Origin of the sequence: Pantoea sp. AN62 (assembly GCF_050432985.1) — a bacterium.
In the GTDB taxonomy this organism is placed as follows: domain Bacteria; phylum Pseudomonadota; class Gammaproteobacteria; order Enterobacterales; family Enterobacteriaceae; genus Pantoea; species Pantoea brenneri.
Map to the genome: position 1 here is coordinate 162,220 of NZ_JBNPYB010000011.1, position 17,462 is coordinate 179,681.

General features: G+C 57.9%; 17 protein-coding genes. 8 read left to right on the forward strand and 9 right to left on the reverse strand.

What is annotated here, in order from left to right; genetic code table 11:
• Positions 1-113 precede the first annotated feature (113 nt).
• The 3 genes from FHW04_RS14595 to FHW04_RS14605 are packed head-to-tail and all read left to right on the forward strand — an operon-like array spanning position 114 to position 3,716.
• Positions 114-1,625 (forward strand): sugar ABC transporter ATP-binding protein, encoded by a 1,512-nt coding sequence (locus FHW04_RS14595; protein WP_089562379.1) that lies wholly within the window; start codon positions 114-116, stop codon positions 1,623-1,625.
• Positions 1,622-2,623 carry an ABC transporter permease gene (locus FHW04_RS14600; RefSeq protein ID WP_031374984.1) on the forward strand — a complete coding sequence of 334 codons (1,002 nt, stop codon included), beginning with the start codon at positions 1,622-1,624 and terminating at the stop codon, positions 2,621-2,623. The genes FHW04_RS14595 and FHW04_RS14600 overlap by 4 nt, the downstream gene beginning before the upstream one ends.
• Before the next feature lie 25 nt (positions 2,624-2,648).
• Positions 2,649-3,716, forward strand: coding sequence for a sugar ABC transporter substrate-binding protein (locus FHW04_RS14605; RefSeq protein ID WP_089562364.1), 1,068 nt, complete (start codon positions 2,649-2,651; stop codon positions 3,714-3,716).
• 61 nt (positions 3,717-3,777) lie between these two features.
• On the opposite strand, the gene dinB is transcribed toward FHW04_RS14605, so the two are convergent.
• Entirely contained in the window at positions 3,778-4,833 is a 1,056-nt protein-coding gene (gene dinB / locus FHW04_RS14610; RefSeq protein ID WP_089562365.1) for a DNA polymerase IV, read from the reverse strand.
• Positions 4,834-5,078: 245 nt separating this feature from the next.
• Between dinB and dpaA the strand changes: the two genes are divergently transcribed.
• Positions 5,079-5,819, forward strand: a complete 741-nt coding sequence (dpaA, locus tag FHW04_RS14615; protein ID WP_089562366.1) for a peptidoglycan meso-diaminopimelic acid protein amidase — start codon at positions 5,079-5,081, stop codon at positions 5,817-5,819.
• Here the strand turns inward: dpaA and FHW04_RS14620 are convergent.
• Together FHW04_RS14620 and lpcA are read right to left on the reverse strand one after the other, a co-directional pair.
• Positions 5,790-6,557: a class II glutamine amidotransferase gene (locus tag FHW04_RS14620; RefSeq protein WP_031374981.1), complete on the reverse strand. Its 768-nt coding sequence runs from the start codon at positions 6,555-6,557 to the stop codon at positions 5,790-5,792. The genes dpaA and FHW04_RS14620 overlap by 30 nt on opposite strands.
• Positions 6,558-6,607: 50 nt before the next feature.
• Complete coding sequence (gene lpcA / locus FHW04_RS14625) at positions 6,608-7,186, reverse strand: D-sedoheptulose 7-phosphate isomerase (protein ID WP_031374980.1); 579 nt, start codon at positions 7,184-7,186, stop codon at positions 6,608-6,610.
• Positions 7,187-7,438: 252 nt separating this feature from the next.
• Here lpcA and fadE point away from each other — a divergent pair, with 252 nt between their 5' ends.
• Entirely contained in the window at positions 7,439-9,892 is a 2,454-nt protein-coding gene (gene fadE, locus FHW04_RS14630; RefSeq protein ID WP_089562367.1) for an acyl-CoA dehydrogenase FadE, read from the forward strand.
• 191 nt (positions 9,893-10,083) lie between these two features.
• Here the strand turns inward: fadE and mtnK are convergent, their stop codons facing one another.
• Entirely contained in the window at positions 10,084-11,283 is a 1,200-nt protein-coding gene (gene mtnK, locus FHW04_RS14635; protein WP_089562380.1) for an S-methyl-5-thioribose kinase, read from the reverse strand.
• A 122-nt stretch (positions 11,284-11,405) separates the two neighbouring features.
• Here mtnK and mtnA point away from each other — a divergent pair, with 122 nt between their 5' ends.
• Positions 11,406-12,428 carry an S-methyl-5-thioribose-1-phosphate isomerase gene (gene mtnA / locus FHW04_RS14640; protein WP_031374977.1) on the forward strand — a complete coding sequence of 341 codons (1,023 nt, stop codon included), beginning with the start codon at positions 11,406-11,408 and terminating at the stop codon, positions 12,426-12,428.
• 53 nt (positions 12,429-12,481) lie between these two features.
• Here the strand turns inward: mtnA and FHW04_RS14645 are convergent, their stop codons facing one another.
• The 3 genes from FHW04_RS14645 to FHW04_RS14655 are packed head-to-tail and all read right to left on the reverse strand — an operon-like array spanning position 12,482 to position 14,320.
• Positions 12,482-13,024, reverse strand: coding sequence for a 1,2-dihydroxy-3-keto-5-methylthiopentene dioxygenase (locus tag FHW04_RS14645; RefSeq protein ID WP_046288502.1), 543 nt, complete (start codon positions 13,022-13,024; stop codon positions 12,482-12,484).
• A gap of 1 nt (position 13,025) precedes the next feature.
• Positions 13,026-13,709: an acireductone synthase gene (gene mtnC / locus FHW04_RS14650; RefSeq protein WP_089562368.1), complete on the reverse strand. Its 684-nt coding sequence runs from the start codon at positions 13,707-13,709 to the stop codon at positions 13,026-13,028.
• Entirely contained in the window at positions 13,706-14,320 is a 615-nt protein-coding gene (locus FHW04_RS14655) for a methylthioribulose 1-phosphate dehydratase (RefSeq protein ID WP_089562369.1), read from the reverse strand. Before FHW04_RS14655 ends, mtnC begins: the two co-directional genes overlap by 4 nt.
• Before the next feature lie 370 nt (positions 14,321-14,690).
• On the opposite strand from FHW04_RS14655, the gene FHW04_RS14660 reads away from it, so the two are divergent.
• Positions 14,691-15,851: a pyridoxal phosphate-dependent aminotransferase gene (locus tag FHW04_RS14660; protein ID WP_069727899.1), complete on the forward strand. Its 1,161-nt coding sequence runs from the start codon at positions 14,691-14,693 to the stop codon at positions 15,849-15,851.
• Positions 15,839-16,606, forward strand: a complete 768-nt coding sequence (locus FHW04_RS14665; RefSeq protein WP_089562370.1) for an amidohydrolase — start codon at positions 15,839-15,841, stop codon at positions 16,604-16,606. Before FHW04_RS14660 ends, FHW04_RS14665 begins: the two co-directional genes overlap by 13 nt.
• Before the next feature lie 28 nt (positions 16,607-16,634).
• Here FHW04_RS14665 and uraH read toward each other — a convergent pair whose 3' ends face one another.
• Together uraH and uraD are read right to left on the reverse strand one after the other, a co-directional pair.
• Positions 16,635-16,970, reverse strand: coding sequence for a hydroxyisourate hydrolase (uraH, locus tag FHW04_RS14670; RefSeq protein ID WP_031374972.1), 336 nt, complete (start codon positions 16,968-16,970; stop codon positions 16,635-16,637).
• Complete coding sequence (uraD, locus tag FHW04_RS14675) at positions 16,967-17,461, reverse strand: 2-oxo-4-hydroxy-4-carboxy-5-ureidoimidazoline decarboxylase (protein ID WP_031374971.1); 495 nt, start codon at positions 17,459-17,461, stop codon at positions 16,967-16,969. Before uraD ends, uraH begins: the two co-directional genes overlap by 4 nt.
• Position 17,462: the final 1 nt, after the last annotated feature.

Here is a 17,462-nt window from a genome sequence, read left to right on the forward strand (position 1 = left end):
CAGATGTCTGGATGGCTAATACCGTTTCGTGCTAGCTTATGCGCTTTCGGTCGTTGCCGCGCCTGAAGCTTCAGGAAAAAATGCGGCCAGTGATTCTTCAGGAGAATGGTGACATGGCTGCGTTAAACCGCCTCGAGATGCGTAACATCTCCATCGCTTTTGGCGGATTTGCCGCACTCTCATCGGTAGATTTCGTCAGTGAAGGCCACTCTGTTCACGCGCTGACCGGCGCGAATGGCGCAGGAAAATCGACCCTGATGGCGGTGCTGTCCGGCGCCCACAGTCACTACAGCGGCGAGATCCTGCTGGATGGCGTTCCGGTCACCCTCCGCAGCCCGCGCGACGCAAAGCAGTTGGGGATTCATCTGGTTCAGCAGGAAGTTGATGTGGCGCTGGTGCCACAGCTCAGCGTGGCGGAAAACATACTGCTGGATCGGCTGGCGGAACCAGGCCACCGCTACCGCTGGGGTGAGATACGTCGTCAGGCGCAAGCCTTACTGGCGCAGCTCGAGGTGACGCTGGACGTCAATCGGCTGGTCGAACGCTGCACCCTCGCTGAAAAGCAACAGATCCTGCTGGCGCGTGCGCTGTCGCATCATTGCCGCTTTCTGATTCTGGATGAACCCACCGCCCCGCTCGACCAGCATGAGAGCGAGCGGCTATTCACCGTGGTGCGTCGCCTGCAGGCCAGCGGTATCGGCGTGATATTTATCTCTCACCGGATTCACGAACTGAAAGCGATTTGCGATCGCCTGACGGTGCTGCGCGATGGCCGGCTGATTGAGAGCGGCCCGATGGCTGCGCTAAGCGGTGAGCAGATTGTGGAAAAAATGCTTGGGCATCAGCTCACCGACATCTATCCCGCCCGGCGTGAACCACAGCCGCAGCCGCAGCCGCTGCTGCTGGCGGTCGACGGACTGCATGATGAACACCTGCTGCAGGATATCTCGCTGCGGCTGCATCAGGGCGAAATTCTCGGCATCGCCGGACTGGCCGGTGCCGGAAAGACCGAACTGTGCAAAGCGCTGTTTGGTGCCAGTAAAAGCCGCATCAGTCGGGGAGAGCTGCACGGCCAGCCGTGGCAGCCGCGCTCCCCGCACGATTCGGTCAGCCGGCGCATGGCGCTGGTGCCGGAAGAGCGGCGTAAAGAGGGCATCTTTATTGATGAATCGGTGGCGATGAATCTGAGCGTCAGCGCGGACGACAGTTTCTCGCGCTGGAGCCTGTTCGGCCATCGCCAGGCGTGGCGCTGGGCAGAGGCCATCATTCAGCGACTTCAGGTGCGGACTACCGGTCCGGCCCAACCACTGCGCCGCCTCTCCGGGGGGAATCAGCAAAAAGTGGCGATTGGCAAATGGCTGCGTAACAACGCCGACGTGCTGATTTTCGATGAGCCGACCAAAGGCGTCGATATCAAAGCCAAAACCGAACTGTTCACTCTGATCGACGGTCTGGCGCGCGAAGGCAAAGGCATTATCTACGCGTCAGGTGAATTTTCTGAACTGGTCGGCTTATGCGACCGGATTTGTGTGCTCTGGGATGGACGCATTGTGGCTGAACTGGCCGCGCGCGATGTCACTGAAGAGACGCTTTTGCTTTATTCCACCGGAGGAACCCCTGCGTGAGCAGCAAAGAAACCAGCCTGAATCTGCCATCATCTTCATGGCGTCATCAACTGTTCGACTTCCTTTATAAATGGGGCATGTTACTGACGGTAGTGATCCTGATCGCCGCCTTTGGCCTGGCCTCAGACAGTTTTCTCGAACCCAACAACATCATCAATATTTTGCGATCGATTGCGATTGTTACGGTCATCGCGGTCGGCGTATCGATCTCACTGACTGTCGGCGGCTTCGATCTTTCGGTCGGCTCGACCGCTTCGCTGGCCAACGCGCTGGTGATTTCGCTGTTTGTCTGGCACGGCCTCGACACCACCGAAGCGATCCTGATTACCCTGGCGCTCTGCAGCCTGGTCGGGCTGTTTAACGCCTTTCTGATTGTCATCCTGCGGATCCCCGACATGCTGGCCACGCTGGCGACGCTGTTTGTGATTCAGGGTGTGGCGATGACCTACAGCTTTGGCGGCTCGATCACGGAAAACATGGTGTTGCCGAGCGGCGATATGGCGGAAGGCACTATCCCGGCGGCGTTTGGCCTGCTGGGTCAGGTGCCAGCCATCGTGATCATTATGCTGGTGGTAACGGTCGTGGCCCAGCTGGCGCTGTCGCTGACCAAACATGGCCGCCGGATGTATGCCCTCGGCGGCAATCCCGAAGCGGCGCGACTCTCCGGTATCCGCACTACCCGCTATCGCGTGCTGGCCTATGTGATCGCCTCGCTGCTGGCCGGACTGGGCGGCATTCTGCTGGCCTCACGTATTGGTTCATCACAGGTTAACGCCGGTGGCGGCTACCTGATGGATGCGGTGGCGGCGGCGTGGATTGGCTTCTCGCTGGCGGGATCGGGCAAACCGAATGCGCTCGGCACGCTGGTCGGCGCGGTGATCCTCGGGGTATTGCAGAACGGCCTGGTGATGCTCTCCGTCCCCTATTACGCCATGGACATTATTAAAGGGCTGGTGCTGGCTTTGGCACTGGCAATCACCTATATCCAGCGCCGCTGAGGCGCACTGACCGGAGTTGATAATAATGCAAAAAATAACGCTCTCGCTGCTGGCCCTGAGCCTGCTGAACGCCAGCGCCGCTTTCGCGGAGACCGTTACCCCGGTGCCCGCGGCTATCGCCAGTCACGACGGCCCGATCCGCATCGCGGTGATCCGTAACCTCGGTTCTGACGATAACACCACCCAGTTTGTCGCAGGTGCGATTCAGCAGGGCCGTCAGCTCGGCTTTAAGGTCAGCACTTTCCTCAGTAACGGCGACGACGCGCGTTTCCAGGATTTCGTTAACCAGGCGATCAGCCAGAAGTATGACGGCATCGTGCTGTCGCACGGTAAAGCGCCCTACGCCAGCGGTCTGGTCAAACGCATCGCCGACGCCGGTATTAAGCTGTCGGTGTTTGATACCCCGGTTGATAACCCGATTGAGGGCGTGACCGTGACGGCGCAGGATGACGCATCGCTGGCGCAGCTGTCGCTGGGTCAGTTAATCAGCGATTTCAACGGCAAAGCCAACATCGTCAAATTGTGGGTGGCGGGCTTCCCGCCAATGGAACGCCGTCAGGTGGTGTACGAGAAACTGCTGAAGGAGAATCCTGGCATTCATCAGCTGGAGTCGATTGGCGCCGTCTCTACCGATGTACAGGGTGATACCGCAAACAAGATTGGGGCCATTCTGGCGAAATACCCGAAAGGCAAGATTGACGCCATCTGGGGCGCGTGGGACGCCTTCAGCCAGGGCGCCTATAAAGCGCTGCAGGAGAACGGGCGTACCGAGATCAAGCTCTACAGCATCGATGTCTCGAACCAGGATTTGCAGCTGATGCGTGAGAAGAACAGCCCGTGGGTTCAGACCGTGGCGGTGGACCCGAAAACCATTGGCGCGGTAAACATGCGTCTGGTAGCGAAAAAGATTGCCGGTGAAGCGACGCCAGCCACCTATCAGTTTAAGGCTGCGTCGATCTCTCAGCAGCAGCTCAACAGCCAGCCCGGCGCGGTAAACGTTGCCTCGCTGAATAAAATCGTCCCAGGCTGGGGTGGTAATGACGATTTCGTCGCGCCGTGGTTCGCCACTCTGGCAGCGAAAAATCACAAGTAAGTGACGGCGCGTCAGTACTGGCAGGCACGCCAGGCTGACGCGCACTTATCGCCAGACCGCGCTACAACCCCAGTAACAGCTGTCGTTCCAGCTGGGGATCGAGCAGGGTGACGTGCAACCCCACCAGCCTGACGCCCCGCCCGACCCGACGCTCATCCCAGGTTTTTTTGGCAATCGCGATCATGTCCTCTTTATTCAGCACCGGCCAGATGTGTTCCTGGGTGGTCTGCTGAAAGTCGCTGAACTTCAGTTTCACGCCCTGCCGCGCCACCTGCTTATCGGGCCGAATCTGGCTCAGCCGGCGATCCAGCTCGGCATAGAGAAAATCGATGATCTCCAGGCAGGCGTCCCAGTCGTTAATGTCTTCGGCCAGCGTACGCTCAACCCCGAGTGATTTACGTTCCCGCTCAACCACCACGCCACGCTCGTCAATGCCGTTGCTGCGCTCCCACAGCACCCGGCCAAACTTACCAAAGCGCTTCAGCAACTGGGCTAAATCCGCCTTCTGCACATCTCCGCAGGTCACCAGGCCCATCTCCTCCAGCTTTTTTGCCGACACCTTGCCCACGCCCTGGATCTTCGCCAGCGGCAGCGTCAGTAAAAAACCGGACATCTCCGCCGGCGTGATGACAAACTGTCCGTCCGGCTTATTCATGTCGGAGGCGATTTTCGCCAGAAATTTAATCGGTGCGATGCCGGCCGAGGCGGTCAGCTGAGTTTCACGCAGGATAGTCGCGCGGATATCCTGGGCGATCAGGGTGGCAGAGCCGTGGCAGTGCGGGCTGTCTGTCACATCCAGATAGGCTTCATCCAGCGACAGCGGTTCAATCAGCGGTGTGTAGCGGGTGAAGATCTCGCGAATCTGCGCCGAGGCTTCTTTGTAGGCATCAAAGCGGCCTGGCAGCAGCCGCAGATGGGGACATAACTTGAGCGCCATCCCGGTCGGCATGGCGCTGCGCACGCCATATTTGCGCGCCGGGTAGTTAGCGGTACTGATGACACCGCGACGTTCGCGGCTGCCGCCGATGGCAATCGGGATGTCACGCAACAGGGGATTATCGCGCATCTCCACCGCAGCATAGAAGCAGTCCATATCGACATGAATGATTTTACGCATACCCCCTCCAGCACTGGATAAGTATACAGTTGGCGAAGGTAACTGCAATATTTGTCGCGGCCGGCATTAAAGTTTACAAATTTCTGGCCGTATTCTGTTCAGGAAATCGCGAATTTCTGGCGCGCTGTCTTGCTAAAAAAACAGACAATGTTTAATGTTGCGCTGCGGTAGCGGATAGTTCCGATAATGCAAGCAGAGACGCACGATTCGCGTCATTGTTCTCTTCACCTCAAGGTACACACAGCATGGGCAAAATCGCACTCCTGTTTGCGATGATTTTACTGCCAGCCCTCAGCATGGCAATGACCCCAGAACCCGCTCAGCAAGCGGCACCGGTCAGTAAAGAATTAAAGAAACAGTTACTCGGCACGCCGGTTTATATTCAGATTTTCAAGGAAGAGCGTACCCTCGAACTGTACGGCAAAATTGGTAACGAATACCGCCTGCTGGATACCTATCGCATCTGTAATTTTTCTGGTGGTCTCGGCCCGAAACGTCGTGAAGGCGATTTCAAAAGCCCGGAAGGATTTTATAACGTCAGGCTGAACCAGCTGAAACCGGATAGCCAGTTTTATCGCGCGATCAATATCGGCTTTCCGAACCAGTACGATCGCAATCAGGGCTACAGCGGTAACTACCTGATGATTCATGGCGACTGTAAGTCGATTGGCTGCTATGCCATGACGAACGCCTATATGGATGAGATCTTTACTTATGTCAATGCGGCGCTGCGTAACGGCCAGCAGGATATCAGCATCAGTATCTATCCATTCCGCATGACCGACAGCAATATGCAGCGTCACCGTTACTCTACCTACGCCAGTTTCTGGCAGCAGTTGCAGCCGGGTTACGCTTATTTTGCGAAGTATCACCAGCCACCAACGGTTAACGTCGCCAGCGGTAAGTATGTGATGAACAGCAGCCCGGTAGTGACCAATCCCGAAGCTGCTTCACGCTCATTCCTGGCGCTCTCCAAGGCAGAATAACGCCCACTCACCTGGCACAATCCGCTGCCAGGTTTCATTGGCCGTCAGCGGCTGCGTCGCAATCACCGTCACCACGTCATGCGGCGTGGTGTGCTGCTGAAAATCAACCTCTACATCCTGATCGAGCAGCTGTGCGCGGCCAAACGGCGCGCGTCGGGTGATCCAGAACAGGTTGGTGGAGCAGAAGGCCATCAGATAACGCCCGTCCGACAGCAGCATGTTAAACACCCCTTTCTGCCGCAGGCTGCCCGCCAGTTCACCGATGAAGCGAAACACCGCTGGCCAGTTACCCGGCGTGCGGGGATAACGCGTCGCCAGCTGATGTAAAATCCAGCAGAACGCCTTTTCGCTGTCGGTCTCCCCGACCGGACGAAAGGTCCCGGTCTCCAGCTGACGGTAGCCCTTTAGCTGCCCGTTATGGGCGTAGGTCCAGTTACGGCCCCACAGTTCGCGGGTAAACGGATGGGTGTTTTCCAGCGAGACCTGACCGCGATTCGCCTGGCGGATGTGCGCCACCACCGAATGCGATTTGATCGGGTACTCCTGCACCAGCCGCGCTATCGGCGAATTGAAGCTCGGCAGAGGATCCTTAAAGGTACGACAGCCTTTATCTTCGTAAAAGGTAATGCCCCAGCCATCTTTATGTGGGCCGGTTCCGCCACCACGCTGCACCAGGCCGGTAAAGCTGAAACAGATATCCGTGGGAACATTGGCGCTCATCCCGAGCAATTCGCACATAGCCACCACCTTAGAGTAAGACGCCTCCCGCCAGGCGAGAGGCCAGAGTGTTACTTCACCATCTCTTTTTCGATCAGCAGCATCAGAATATGGATCACTTTAATGTGGATCTCCTGAATGCGATCGGCATAACCAAAGTGCGGCACCCGGATTTCAATGTCAGCACTGCCCGCCATCTTACCGCCATCTTTGCCGGTCAGGGTGATCACTTTCATCCCCTGCGCCCGCGCCGCCTCAATCGCCTTAATGATGTTGGCCGAGTTGCCGGAGGTGGAGAGCCCCAGCAGCACATCGCCCGGACGGCCTACCGCTTCAACATAACGCGAAAAGACGTAATCGTAGCCAAAGTCGTTACTGACGCAGGAGAGATGGCTGACGTCTGAAATCGCAATCGCCGGATAGCCAGGACGATTTTCACGATAGCGACCGGTCAGCTCTTCGGCGAAATGCATCGCGTCGCAGTGCGACCCACCGTTGCCGCAGGAGAGCACCTTGCCGCCCGCCTTGAAACTGTCAGCCAGCAGCACCGCAGCACGCTGGATCGCATGGATATTCGCGTCATCGCTGAGGAATTTATTCAGCGTATCGGCGGCTTCGTTGAGCTCAGAGCGGATGATGTCCTGGTACATAGGGAGGTCCTTTTTTAGCAGAGGTTAATCGCAGCAAGTTTAACGGAATGCCTGGGCGGCGCAAAGCATCACGCCATTCCGGCCCGATCGCCGCTGGCATTATCTCTGCACAGCCGCCAGCGAAACGGGTCGGAAAAATGATTTTGTGAGTCAGGTTGTAATTGCGATGTAAACGAATTGATAAAAAGAGCCAACTGCTCTAAACCTCTACTCAACAGGTCAGACCTCTTACTACTTACGGAGCGGTTCATTATGATGGTTGTTTCGATACTTGCCACGGTGGTGCTGATTGGCGCCCTGTTCTACCACCGCCTGTCGTTGCGGCTGAGCAGCCTGATTCTGCTGCTGTGGACCGCGGCGATGGCGGCCGCACACCTCTGGACGCCGTGGCTGCTGCTGCCACTGGCTATTATTCTGTTGCCGTTTAACCTGCCGTCGCTGCGCCGTAATCTGTTTTCAAAACCGATGCTGCAGCGTTTTCAGCAGGTGATGCCGCCAATGTCACGCACCGAGAAAGAAGCGATCGATGCCGGAACCACCTGGTGGGAAGGCGATCTGTTTCAGGGCAAACCGGACTGGCAGAAGCTGCATAACTATCCTCAGCCGCACCTGACACCGGATGAGCAGGCCTTCCTGGAGGGTCCGGTTGAAGAAGCGTGCCGGCTGGCGAATGATTTCCAGATTACTCATGAAATGGCCGATCTGCCGCCGGAACTGTGGGCTTATCTGAAACAGCATCGCTTCTTCGCGATGATCATCAAAAAAGAGTATGGCGGGCTGGAGTTTTCCGCTTATGCCCAGGCTCGCGTGTTGCAGAAACTGGCTGGCGTATCGGGCATCCTGGCGATTACCGTCGGTGTACCGAACTCGCTCGGTCCGGGCGAACTGCTGCAGCACTACGGTACTGACGAACAGAAAAACCACTATTTACCGCGTCTGGCGCGTGGCGATGAGATCCCCTGCTTCGCACTGACCAGCCCGGAAGCCGGCTCAGATGCCGGTGCGATTCCCGATACCGGCGTAGTGTGTATGGGTGAATGGCAGGGTCAGCAGGTGCTGGGTATGCGCCTGACCTGGAACAAACGCTACATCACGCTGGCGCCTATCGCGACCGTGCTGGGGCTGGCGTTTAAACTGTCCGATCCCGATCATCTGCTCAGCGATAACACCCATCCGGGCATTACCTGCGCGTTGATCCCGACCAACACCCCCGGCGTGGAAATCGGTCACCGTCACTTCCCGCTTAACGTGCCGTTCCAGAACGGTCCGACCCGTGGTAAGGATATTTTCGTGCCGATCGATTACATCATCGGCGGACCGGAAATGGCCGGACAGGGCTGGCGTATGCTGGTTGAATGTCTGTCAGTGGGTCGCGGCATTACCCTGCCGTCCAACTCGACCGGCAGCCTGAAAAGCGTGGCGCTGGCAATTGGTGCCTATGCCCATATCCGCCGTCAGTTCAGACTGTCGATCGGTAAAATGGAAGGGATTGAAGAGCCACTGGCACGCATTGCCGGTAATGCTTACGTGATGGATGCGGCAGCAACGCTGATCACCGCCGGTATTATGCAGGGTGAAAAACCGGCGGTACTGTCGGCGATTGTGAAATATCACTGCACCCATCGCGGTCAGCGGGCGATCATCGACGCGATGGATATTGCCGGCGGTAAAGGCATTATGCTCGGTAACAGCAACTTCCTGGCGCGCGCCTATCAGGGTGCACCGATCGCGATTACCGTTGAAGGGGCGAACATCTTAACCCGCAGCATGATCATCTTCGGCCAGGGGGCAATTCGTTGCCATCCTTATGTTCTGCAGGAGATGGCGGCCGCGGCCAGTAACGACGTTGACGCTTTTGATCGGGCGTTGTTCAGCCATATCGGCCACGTCGGCAGTAATCAGGTGCGCAGTCTGTGGCTCGGCCTGACCGGCGGACGCACCAGCGCCACCCCGACCCGTGATGCGACGCGTCGTTATTATCAGCATCTCAACCGCATCAGCGCCAACCTCGCGTTGCTGTCAGATGTCTCAATGGCGGTGCTGGGCGGTAGCCTGAAACGTCGTGAACGCATCTCGGCGCGACTGGGTGATGTCCTGAGCCAGCTTTATCTGGCCTCTGCCACGCTGAAGCGCTACGACGATGAAGGCCGTAACGAAGCCGATCTGCCGCTGGTGCATTGGGGCGTTCAGGATGCGCTGCATCAGGCGGAAGTGGCTATCGATGACCTGCTGCGCAACTTCCCTAACCGGCTGGTGGCGGGTGCGTTACGCCTGGTGATTTTCGCCGGTGGTCATCACTGCCCGGCACCGTCCGATCGTCTTGATCATCAGCTGGCAAAAATGCTGCAACTGCCGTCTGCCACCCGCACACGTCTGGGACGCGGACAGTATCTGGCACCGGTTGATAACAATCCGGCCGGTCAGCTGGAACAGGCGTTGCAGGATGTAATGGCTGCGGAAGTGATTCACGACAGACTGAGCAAACAGAGCAAGCAGCACCTCTCCTTTACCCGGCTGGATGAGCTGGCAAAACGGGCGCTGGAGCAGGGCTGGATTGACGATAAAGAAGCCGAGATATTGCGCCGCGCAGAAACCAGCCGCCTGCGTTCTATCAATGTGGATGAGTTTGAAGCGGATGCACTGGCGGTACCGGTGCCAGAGAAGAAACCTCAATCCGCTTCGGCACGTGCCAGCGAGGCGGCATAAGGCGGCGGGTCGATGTGATGTCGGCCCGTTAATTGAGCGCAGGCTCAGGGAGCGTATGCCCTCCGTAAAGACGCAACAACGCCATCAATGGCTTTAGCGTTTAATCTGAGCGTGTTTCCTGCGCTGGCATCCCCCTCATCGCCAGCAAGATTCTTGTTTTATCTAAAGGCCGACATCACGTCGGCCTTTTTTTATCCTGCCTGACGGATGCGGGCAATCAGCGCATCCACATCTTCTACATGATCGGCCGCCAGTATCAGCGTGCGTCCCAGGTTAATCGCGTTACGGATGCAGTCGGTACGCATCGCCGGATCGGCGATCAGCTTCATATCCGCCACATGTGACATTCCCACCGTGCGGCGAATCAGTTCGGTACCGCAGTAGCCGATGGTATCCGCCCATACTTTGCGCAGGAAGGCATCGACATAGCCGGGATAAGCCAGCGCCACGTCAGCGGTTTTCTCCGCCGCCAGCGCCTGGAAACGGCTGGAGAAGGTTGTCCAGACGCTATGCACATCGCTCAGGCGTTGCTCACGGGCATCGGCGGCTTCACGCGGCGGCAGCAGACCGGGCAGGCCGCAATAGTTGATCAGCAGATTGCCGAGCGCGGTGCCGATATCAAAGCCCATCGGCCCGAAATAGCCAAATTCAGCATCAATCGCTTTCAGGCTACCGTCCGCAACAAAAATCGATCCGCTGTGGATATCGCCATGCAGCAAGGCTTCGGCATGGGCAAAGAAGCGGTGCTTGAGACCAGCTACCGCAATACGCAGCGCATTATCGTGACGCAGGCTGGCCACTAACGGCTCCAGCGCCGCCGGATAGCTGTTACGCGGATGATCGGTGTAGGGATCGTTAAAGAACAGATCTTCGGTGATCTCGCACATTTCCGGATTAATGAAGCGCGCCACTTCCGCTTTCTTCTGATGCGGATGCAGCACGAAATCGGAGGTGTTAAACAGCGTCTGTGCCAGATATTCGCCCAGCTGCCGTGGCGCGTCAGGATAGTAAACGCCCTTTACCAGCTCGCTACGCCAGATACGGTGGCTGGAGAGATCTTCCATCACCATCACCGCCAGATCCGCATCGTAATGGGTAATCTGCACCGTGTGCTGTGGGCAATATTTGTAGTGCTCGACCAGGGTCTGCGCTTCAAGCCGCGCCCGATCCAGCGTCAGAGGCCATGACTCGCCGACGCAGCGCACATAAGGCAACGCCTGCTTGACCACCACCCGGCTGTTGCCCTGATCGTCATAAATTTTGAACACCAGGTTAAGATTGCCGTCACCAATTTCCTCGGCACGGCTCAGGGCGGAAGGATTATCCAGACCGCCGAATTGTCGGGCATAGTCCACCGCATCAGCAGCGGTGAAGGTACGGTATTGCGACATTGCCTGTTCCTCATCATTCGAAGGCTGAATAAACCCGGTGTAAAAGCCGTTCAGACGTCTATACATCCGTCGAGCATGTTGGCACAATATCTGACATTAACGCAACAGGGATTTCACCCACCATGCAGACTCTCCAAACCACCAGCTTACAGGTTCGTGACAATCAGCTCTGGATCCTCGATCAGCAGGCGCTGCCGCAGCAAAAAAACTGGCTACCAGCGCACAGTGTGGCGCAGCTGGTTGAGCATATTCACGCGCTGCGGGTGCGCGGTGCGCCACTGATTGGCCTTTCCGCCTCGTTATTGCTGGCGTTGCTGGCAGAACAGGGACAGACGCAGAGGCAACTGGCTGAGTCGCTGGCGATCCTGCGTGCTGCCCGCCCTACCGCCGTCAATCTGATGAATAACCTTGATCGGATGAAACAGGCGCTGGCGCAACCGGCGTTCGCTACCGCGCTGGCCGAGGAAGCCTGGCGACTGGTCGAAGAAGATAAACAGCTGTGCGAGGCGATTGCCACCGCAGGCAGCACGCTGGTAAAACCCAACAGCCAGCTGCTGACCCACTGTAACACCGGCGGGCTGGCAACGGCGGGCGTCGGCACCGCGCTGGGGGTAATCATCCTCGCTCATCAGCAGGGCCGGGTTAACAACGTCTGGGTCGATGAAACCCGTCCGCTGTTGCAGGGCGGCCGGCTAACGGCCTGGGAGCTGGGCGAACGGGCGGTTCCTTATACCCTGATTACCGACAGCATGGCCGCCAGTCTGATGGCCAGCAAACAGGTGGACGCAGTGTGGGTCGGCGCTGACCGGATTGCCGCCAACGGCGACGTCGCCAATAAGATCGGCACCTACAGCCTGGCGGTACTGGCACACTATCATCAGATCCCGTTTTATGTGGCCGCGCCGCACACCACGCTGGATCGCAGCTGCCCGAACGGTGCGGCGATTCCGATCGAGCAGCGCGCTGCCAGTGAAGTGACCGGCGTGGCCGGCAGTTTTGGCAGCGTGCAGTGGGCACCTGAAGCGGCGAACGTCTACAACCCGGCGTTTGATGTGACGCCAGCCGCCCTGATTAGCGGCTGGGTTCTGGATACCGGCGTGGTAACACCGGAGCAGGTAGCGGCGGGAATTTTCCAGCCCCAGTGAGTCAGACGGCCACCGCGCACTGTTCTGCGCGGTGGCCGAAGCGGCTCAGCCGATTACGCCAGTCGTGGATAGGCGTCGGCAATCCTGTCACCGGTAAAGTTAGCGATCCACCCTTCCTGATTATCAAAAATCCGAATCGCGGTGAAATGCGGCGACGATCCCATATCAAACCAGTGTGGCGTACCGGCCGGCACCGAGATCAGATCGTTCTTTTCGCACAGGATCTGCAGGATCTCGCCATCCAGATGCAGGCAGAACAAACCCGCGCCCTCAACAAAGAAACGCACTTCATCTTCGCCGTGGGTGTGTTCGGAAAGAAACTTTTCGCGCAGCACCGTTTTCTGCGGATTGTCCGCCCGCATGCTGATCACGTCCCAGCTCTGATAGCCCTTCTCCGCCACCAGCCGGTCAATCGCATGCTGATAGGCGGTGATAACCGCTGCTGCGTCCGGGTTCTCCCCCAAATCGCGATCGGCTTCCCAGCGTTCAAAGCGGACGCCTTTAGTATTCAGCCGCTCAGCGATCGCCTGCGGGTCGGTGCTGTGCCATATCGGCTGGCTGGCTTCGCTGTCGGTAAAAATAGTCAGTGCACTCATTCTAAATCGACTCCAGGTTAATCTCAGAAAAATCAGTGACCTGACGGTGGCAGCTTGCGCCATCCGCCTCACCACGTATCAGCTGCAGGGTATGCCAGCCAGCCTGGGCAGCCGCATCCAGCTCCTGATGAATATCCGACAGGAACAGCAGTTGCTCCGCTGGCAGGCCAATCTGTGCGGCAATGGTGTGATACGCCGCGACTTCACGTTTGGCGCCGACGTGCGTATCGAAGTAGCCGCTGAATAAGCCAGTAATATCACCTTCGTCGCTGTAGCCAAATAACAATTTCTGCGCCGCAACCGAGCCTGAGGAATATACATAGAGTTTACGACCCTGCGCCTGCCAGGCGGTCAGGGCCGGGAGCACATCGGGATAAAGATGGCCGGTGAAACTGCCGTTGAGATAGCCATCACGCCAGATCATCCCCTGCAGCGCTTTCAGTCCGGTAGATTTACGATCCTGATCCATAAAGCTGAACAGGATCTGCGTCAGGGTCGGCAGATCGGCCTGCGGCTGATCGACCTCAGCCCGCACCGCCTCAAGTACAGCCTGCACCTCTGGCTGATGCTGCTGGTCACGCAGGAACGTCGCCAGATGCTGGCGCGCGTAAGGAAACAGGATGTTATGGACAAAGCGGATATCGCTGGTGGTGCCTTCAATATCGGTAACAATGGCGCGGATCATGCTTTCTCCAGCAGGCGACGTTGACGTTCACATTCAAATAAAAATTCCAGCCCTTCCAGCTGGCGACGCGCTTCGCTGACATCGCGGCCCCAGCAGGTTAAGCCGTGACCGCGCAGCAGGAAGCCATAGCGCAGCGGAAACCGGGCGGCGTAATCTTCAATTTCCGACGCCAGCGCCGCAATGTCCTGGCTGTTATCGAACACCGGGATGGCGACGGTATCCAGATGATTATGCTGACCGGTGAGCGTTTTCTGCATCTCATAACCGTGCAGCAGCAGCGCCGCGCCCTGCTCGACCCGCGATAACACCGTCGCATTCACGGTATGGGTGTGCAGCACCGCGCCCGCCTCGGGAAAGAGCCGATAGATCAGCGTGTGCAGGCCAGTTTCCGCCGACGGCTTGCGGCCGGAGAGCGCCTGGCTGGTGGCAATATCGACCTGGATAAAGTCATCACGCGTCAGCGTGCCTTTATCTTTACCGGATTCGCTCAGCAGACAGATCTGCGCATCCTGACGCACAGACATATTACCGCCGGTCGCGGGTGCCCAGCCCTTCGCACCAATCCAGTGACAGGCGGCGACCAGCTGATCTAACGGGTGAATATCCGACATAGGGTTTCCTTGCAGTGGAATGTGATGGCTGGTAACTCAGATAACGGTAACGGCCCTAAAAATACAACAGGTTAAGTTTGCTACTTTGCCAGCAAAGCTCACGATGTCTTTTCAATGATTCCTGTATCAGCAAAGCTCATAATCCCTGCCAAATGATCCGTGTGTCAGCAAGGCGGTAAGCGCGCTTATCCCCGGGAGCTGACATCAGTCAGTGACCGGGGTAAGCAAACGCAACCAACGCCGCTGAGGTGCGGAGCATGACGCATTTAGCCGTCTAAGCGTCTCGATTGCCAAATACTACCATCCTGTTTATAGTGGCACAAACACCGGGTGACTCCGCATCGACATTCGCGCTTAAGGCCAGATAACCATGACGCAGCACAACCTGATTCCTGACAGCAAACTTCCGGCGCTTGGGACGACCATTTTTAGCCAGATGAGTGCGCTGGCACAGCAGCACAACGCTATTAACCTTTCTCAGGGCTTTCCCGATTTTAACGGGCCGGACTATTTGCAGCAGCGGCTGGCGTATCACGTTAGTCAGGGTGCGAATCAGTATGCCCCGATGACCGGCGCTTTGCCGTTACGCGAGGCGATTGCGGAGAAAACCGCTGAGCTTTATGACTATCGTCCGGACGTCGAGCGCGAGATTACGGTTACTGCCGGGGCGACTGAGGCACTGTACGCGGCAATTACCGCGCTGGTCAGGCCGGGCGATGAGGTGATCTGTTTTGATCCCAGCTACGACAGCTATGCGCCAGCGGTTGAACTGTCGGGTGGGGTGCTGAAGCGCATCGCCCTGCAACCACCGACCTTTCGCGTTGACTGGTCGGCCTTTGGTGCGCTGCTGAGTGAGAAAACCCGGCTGGTGATCCTGAATACGCCGCACAATCCGTCGGCTACCGTCTGGCGGCGCGAGGATTATGCCGCGCTGTGGCAGGCGATTGCCGGGCTGCCGGTGTATGTGCTGAGCGACGAAGTGTATGAACACATCTGCTTTGATCCGGCAGGTCATGCCAGCGTACTGGCTCATCCGGAACTGCGTCAGCGCGCCATTGCCGTCTCTTCGTTTGGCAAAACCTTCCACATGACCGGCTGGAAAGTGGGTTACTGCATTGCACCGGCGGCGATCAGCGCTGAAGTACGCAAGGTACATCAGTATCTGACCTTTTCGGTCAATACCCCGGCGCAGCTGGCGATTGCCGATATGCTGCGTCACCAGCCGGAACATTATCGCGAGCTGCCGGCATTTTATCAGGCGCGTCGCGACCAGCTGATTGCGGCCTTGCAGCACAGCCGCTTCAGGGTTCTGCCGTGCGAAGGCACCTATTTTTTACTGGCGGACTACAGCGCAATCTCCGATCTGGACGATGTCAGTTTCTGCCAGTGGCTGACCAAAGAAGCAGGCGTGGCGGCGATACCGCTGTCGGTGTTCTGCGCCGATCCCTTCCCTCATAAACTGATTCGCCTCTGTTTTGCTAAACAGCAAGCGACGTTAGATGCCGCCGCGGAGCGCTTATGTCAGCTTTAAACCTCACCGTATTGCAGGAGACCCTGAGCTGGATGGATGGCGAGGCGAATCTGCGCCATTTCGATCAGCAACTGGCTGGCATTACCGGACGCGATTTAATTCTGCTGCCGGAAATGTTTACCACCGGCTTTGCGATGGAGGCGGCAAAAAGCTCGTTGCCTCAGACGCAGGTGGTGGAATGGCTGCAACATCATGCCCGGCAGACTGACGCCCTGATCGGCGGCAGTGCGGCGATCCAGACCGAAAACGGCGCGGTAAACCGCTTTTTACTGGTCGAGCCGGACGGAACGCTGCATCAGTACGACAAGCGGCATCTGTTTCGTATGGCGGATGAGCATCATCACTATTTGCCCGGCGAGCAGCGTCAGATAGTTGAATGGCGCGGCTGGCGCATTCTGCCACAAATCTGTTATGACCTGCGTTTCCCGGTTTTTTCACGTAACCGCAATGATTACGATCTGGCGCTGTACGTCGCCAACTGGCCTGCGCCGCGTGCGTTGCACTGGCAGGCGCTGCTGTTAGCGCGCGCGATTGAGAATCAGGCTTACGTGGCGGGCTGTAACCGGGTCGGCAGTGATGGTAACCAGCATCAGTACCGTGGCGACAGCCAGATTATTTCGCCGCAGGGTGAGATCCTGCAGGCGGCCGAGCCGTTCCAGCGCGCCCGGCTGGATGCTGCGCTGTCGCTGGAGGCGCTCAATGCTTATCGTGAACGCTTCCCGGCCTGGCAGGATGCGGATCGGTTTACGCTGTAGTCTGTCGCGCAAGCCTGGCCGACAGCAATCAGCTGCCGCGATAGGTTGACCACGACCACGGCGAGATCAGGAACGGCAGATGAAAATGGCTGCCCGCTTCGGCAATGACAAAATCGATCTGGGCGCTGACATAAAGCGCATCCCGACCGGCGGCGGCAAAATAGTCGCCAATCTCCGCAGTTAAGCGGTAGTGACCCGGCGTCAGCGGCTCCGGGGTCAGGGTTTTCAGTCGGCCATCGCTGTCGGTTTCGCCCTGAGACAGCGGGAACCACCCTTCCGGGCTGTTCTGCTCCAGCGAAATCGCCACGCCGCTGGCCGGTTTGCCTATTGCCGTATCAAGAATATGGGTCGTGACAGTACTCATTCTATGCTCTCCTCCAGCCGTAACAGGGTAATTTCACGCAGCTGATCCAGCGCTTCCTGCTGCTCAGCCTGCTGATCATTCTGGAGCCGACGCTGCAATTCCGCCAGCATCTGCTCTGCGCTGCGTCCTTTGGCTCGGATTAAAAATACCCGGCCAAAGCGCGCCTCATAAGTCTGATTGCCCTGTTGCATCGCCTGTTGTAGCGACCGATCGGCCTGCTGCATAGCAGACTGTTCGCCGCGCGACAGCGTCGCCTGTTTGTCGCTTCCGCTGGCCCGTTCGCCGATACGTGGATGGGCAGCCAGCGCCGCCTGTAAAGCATCGCCCTGCCACTGTCGCGCCAGTGCATCGCCGGTGGCGAGCAGTGCCGCCAACGATGCATAGGGACGCGCCGCCACCAGCGCCTGCTGCCAGTGCGGGATCGCCACACAGTGGGCAATCGCCGCCAGTGCCTGCTCTTCCGGCAACTGATTAAAGGTGGTTAATTGCATG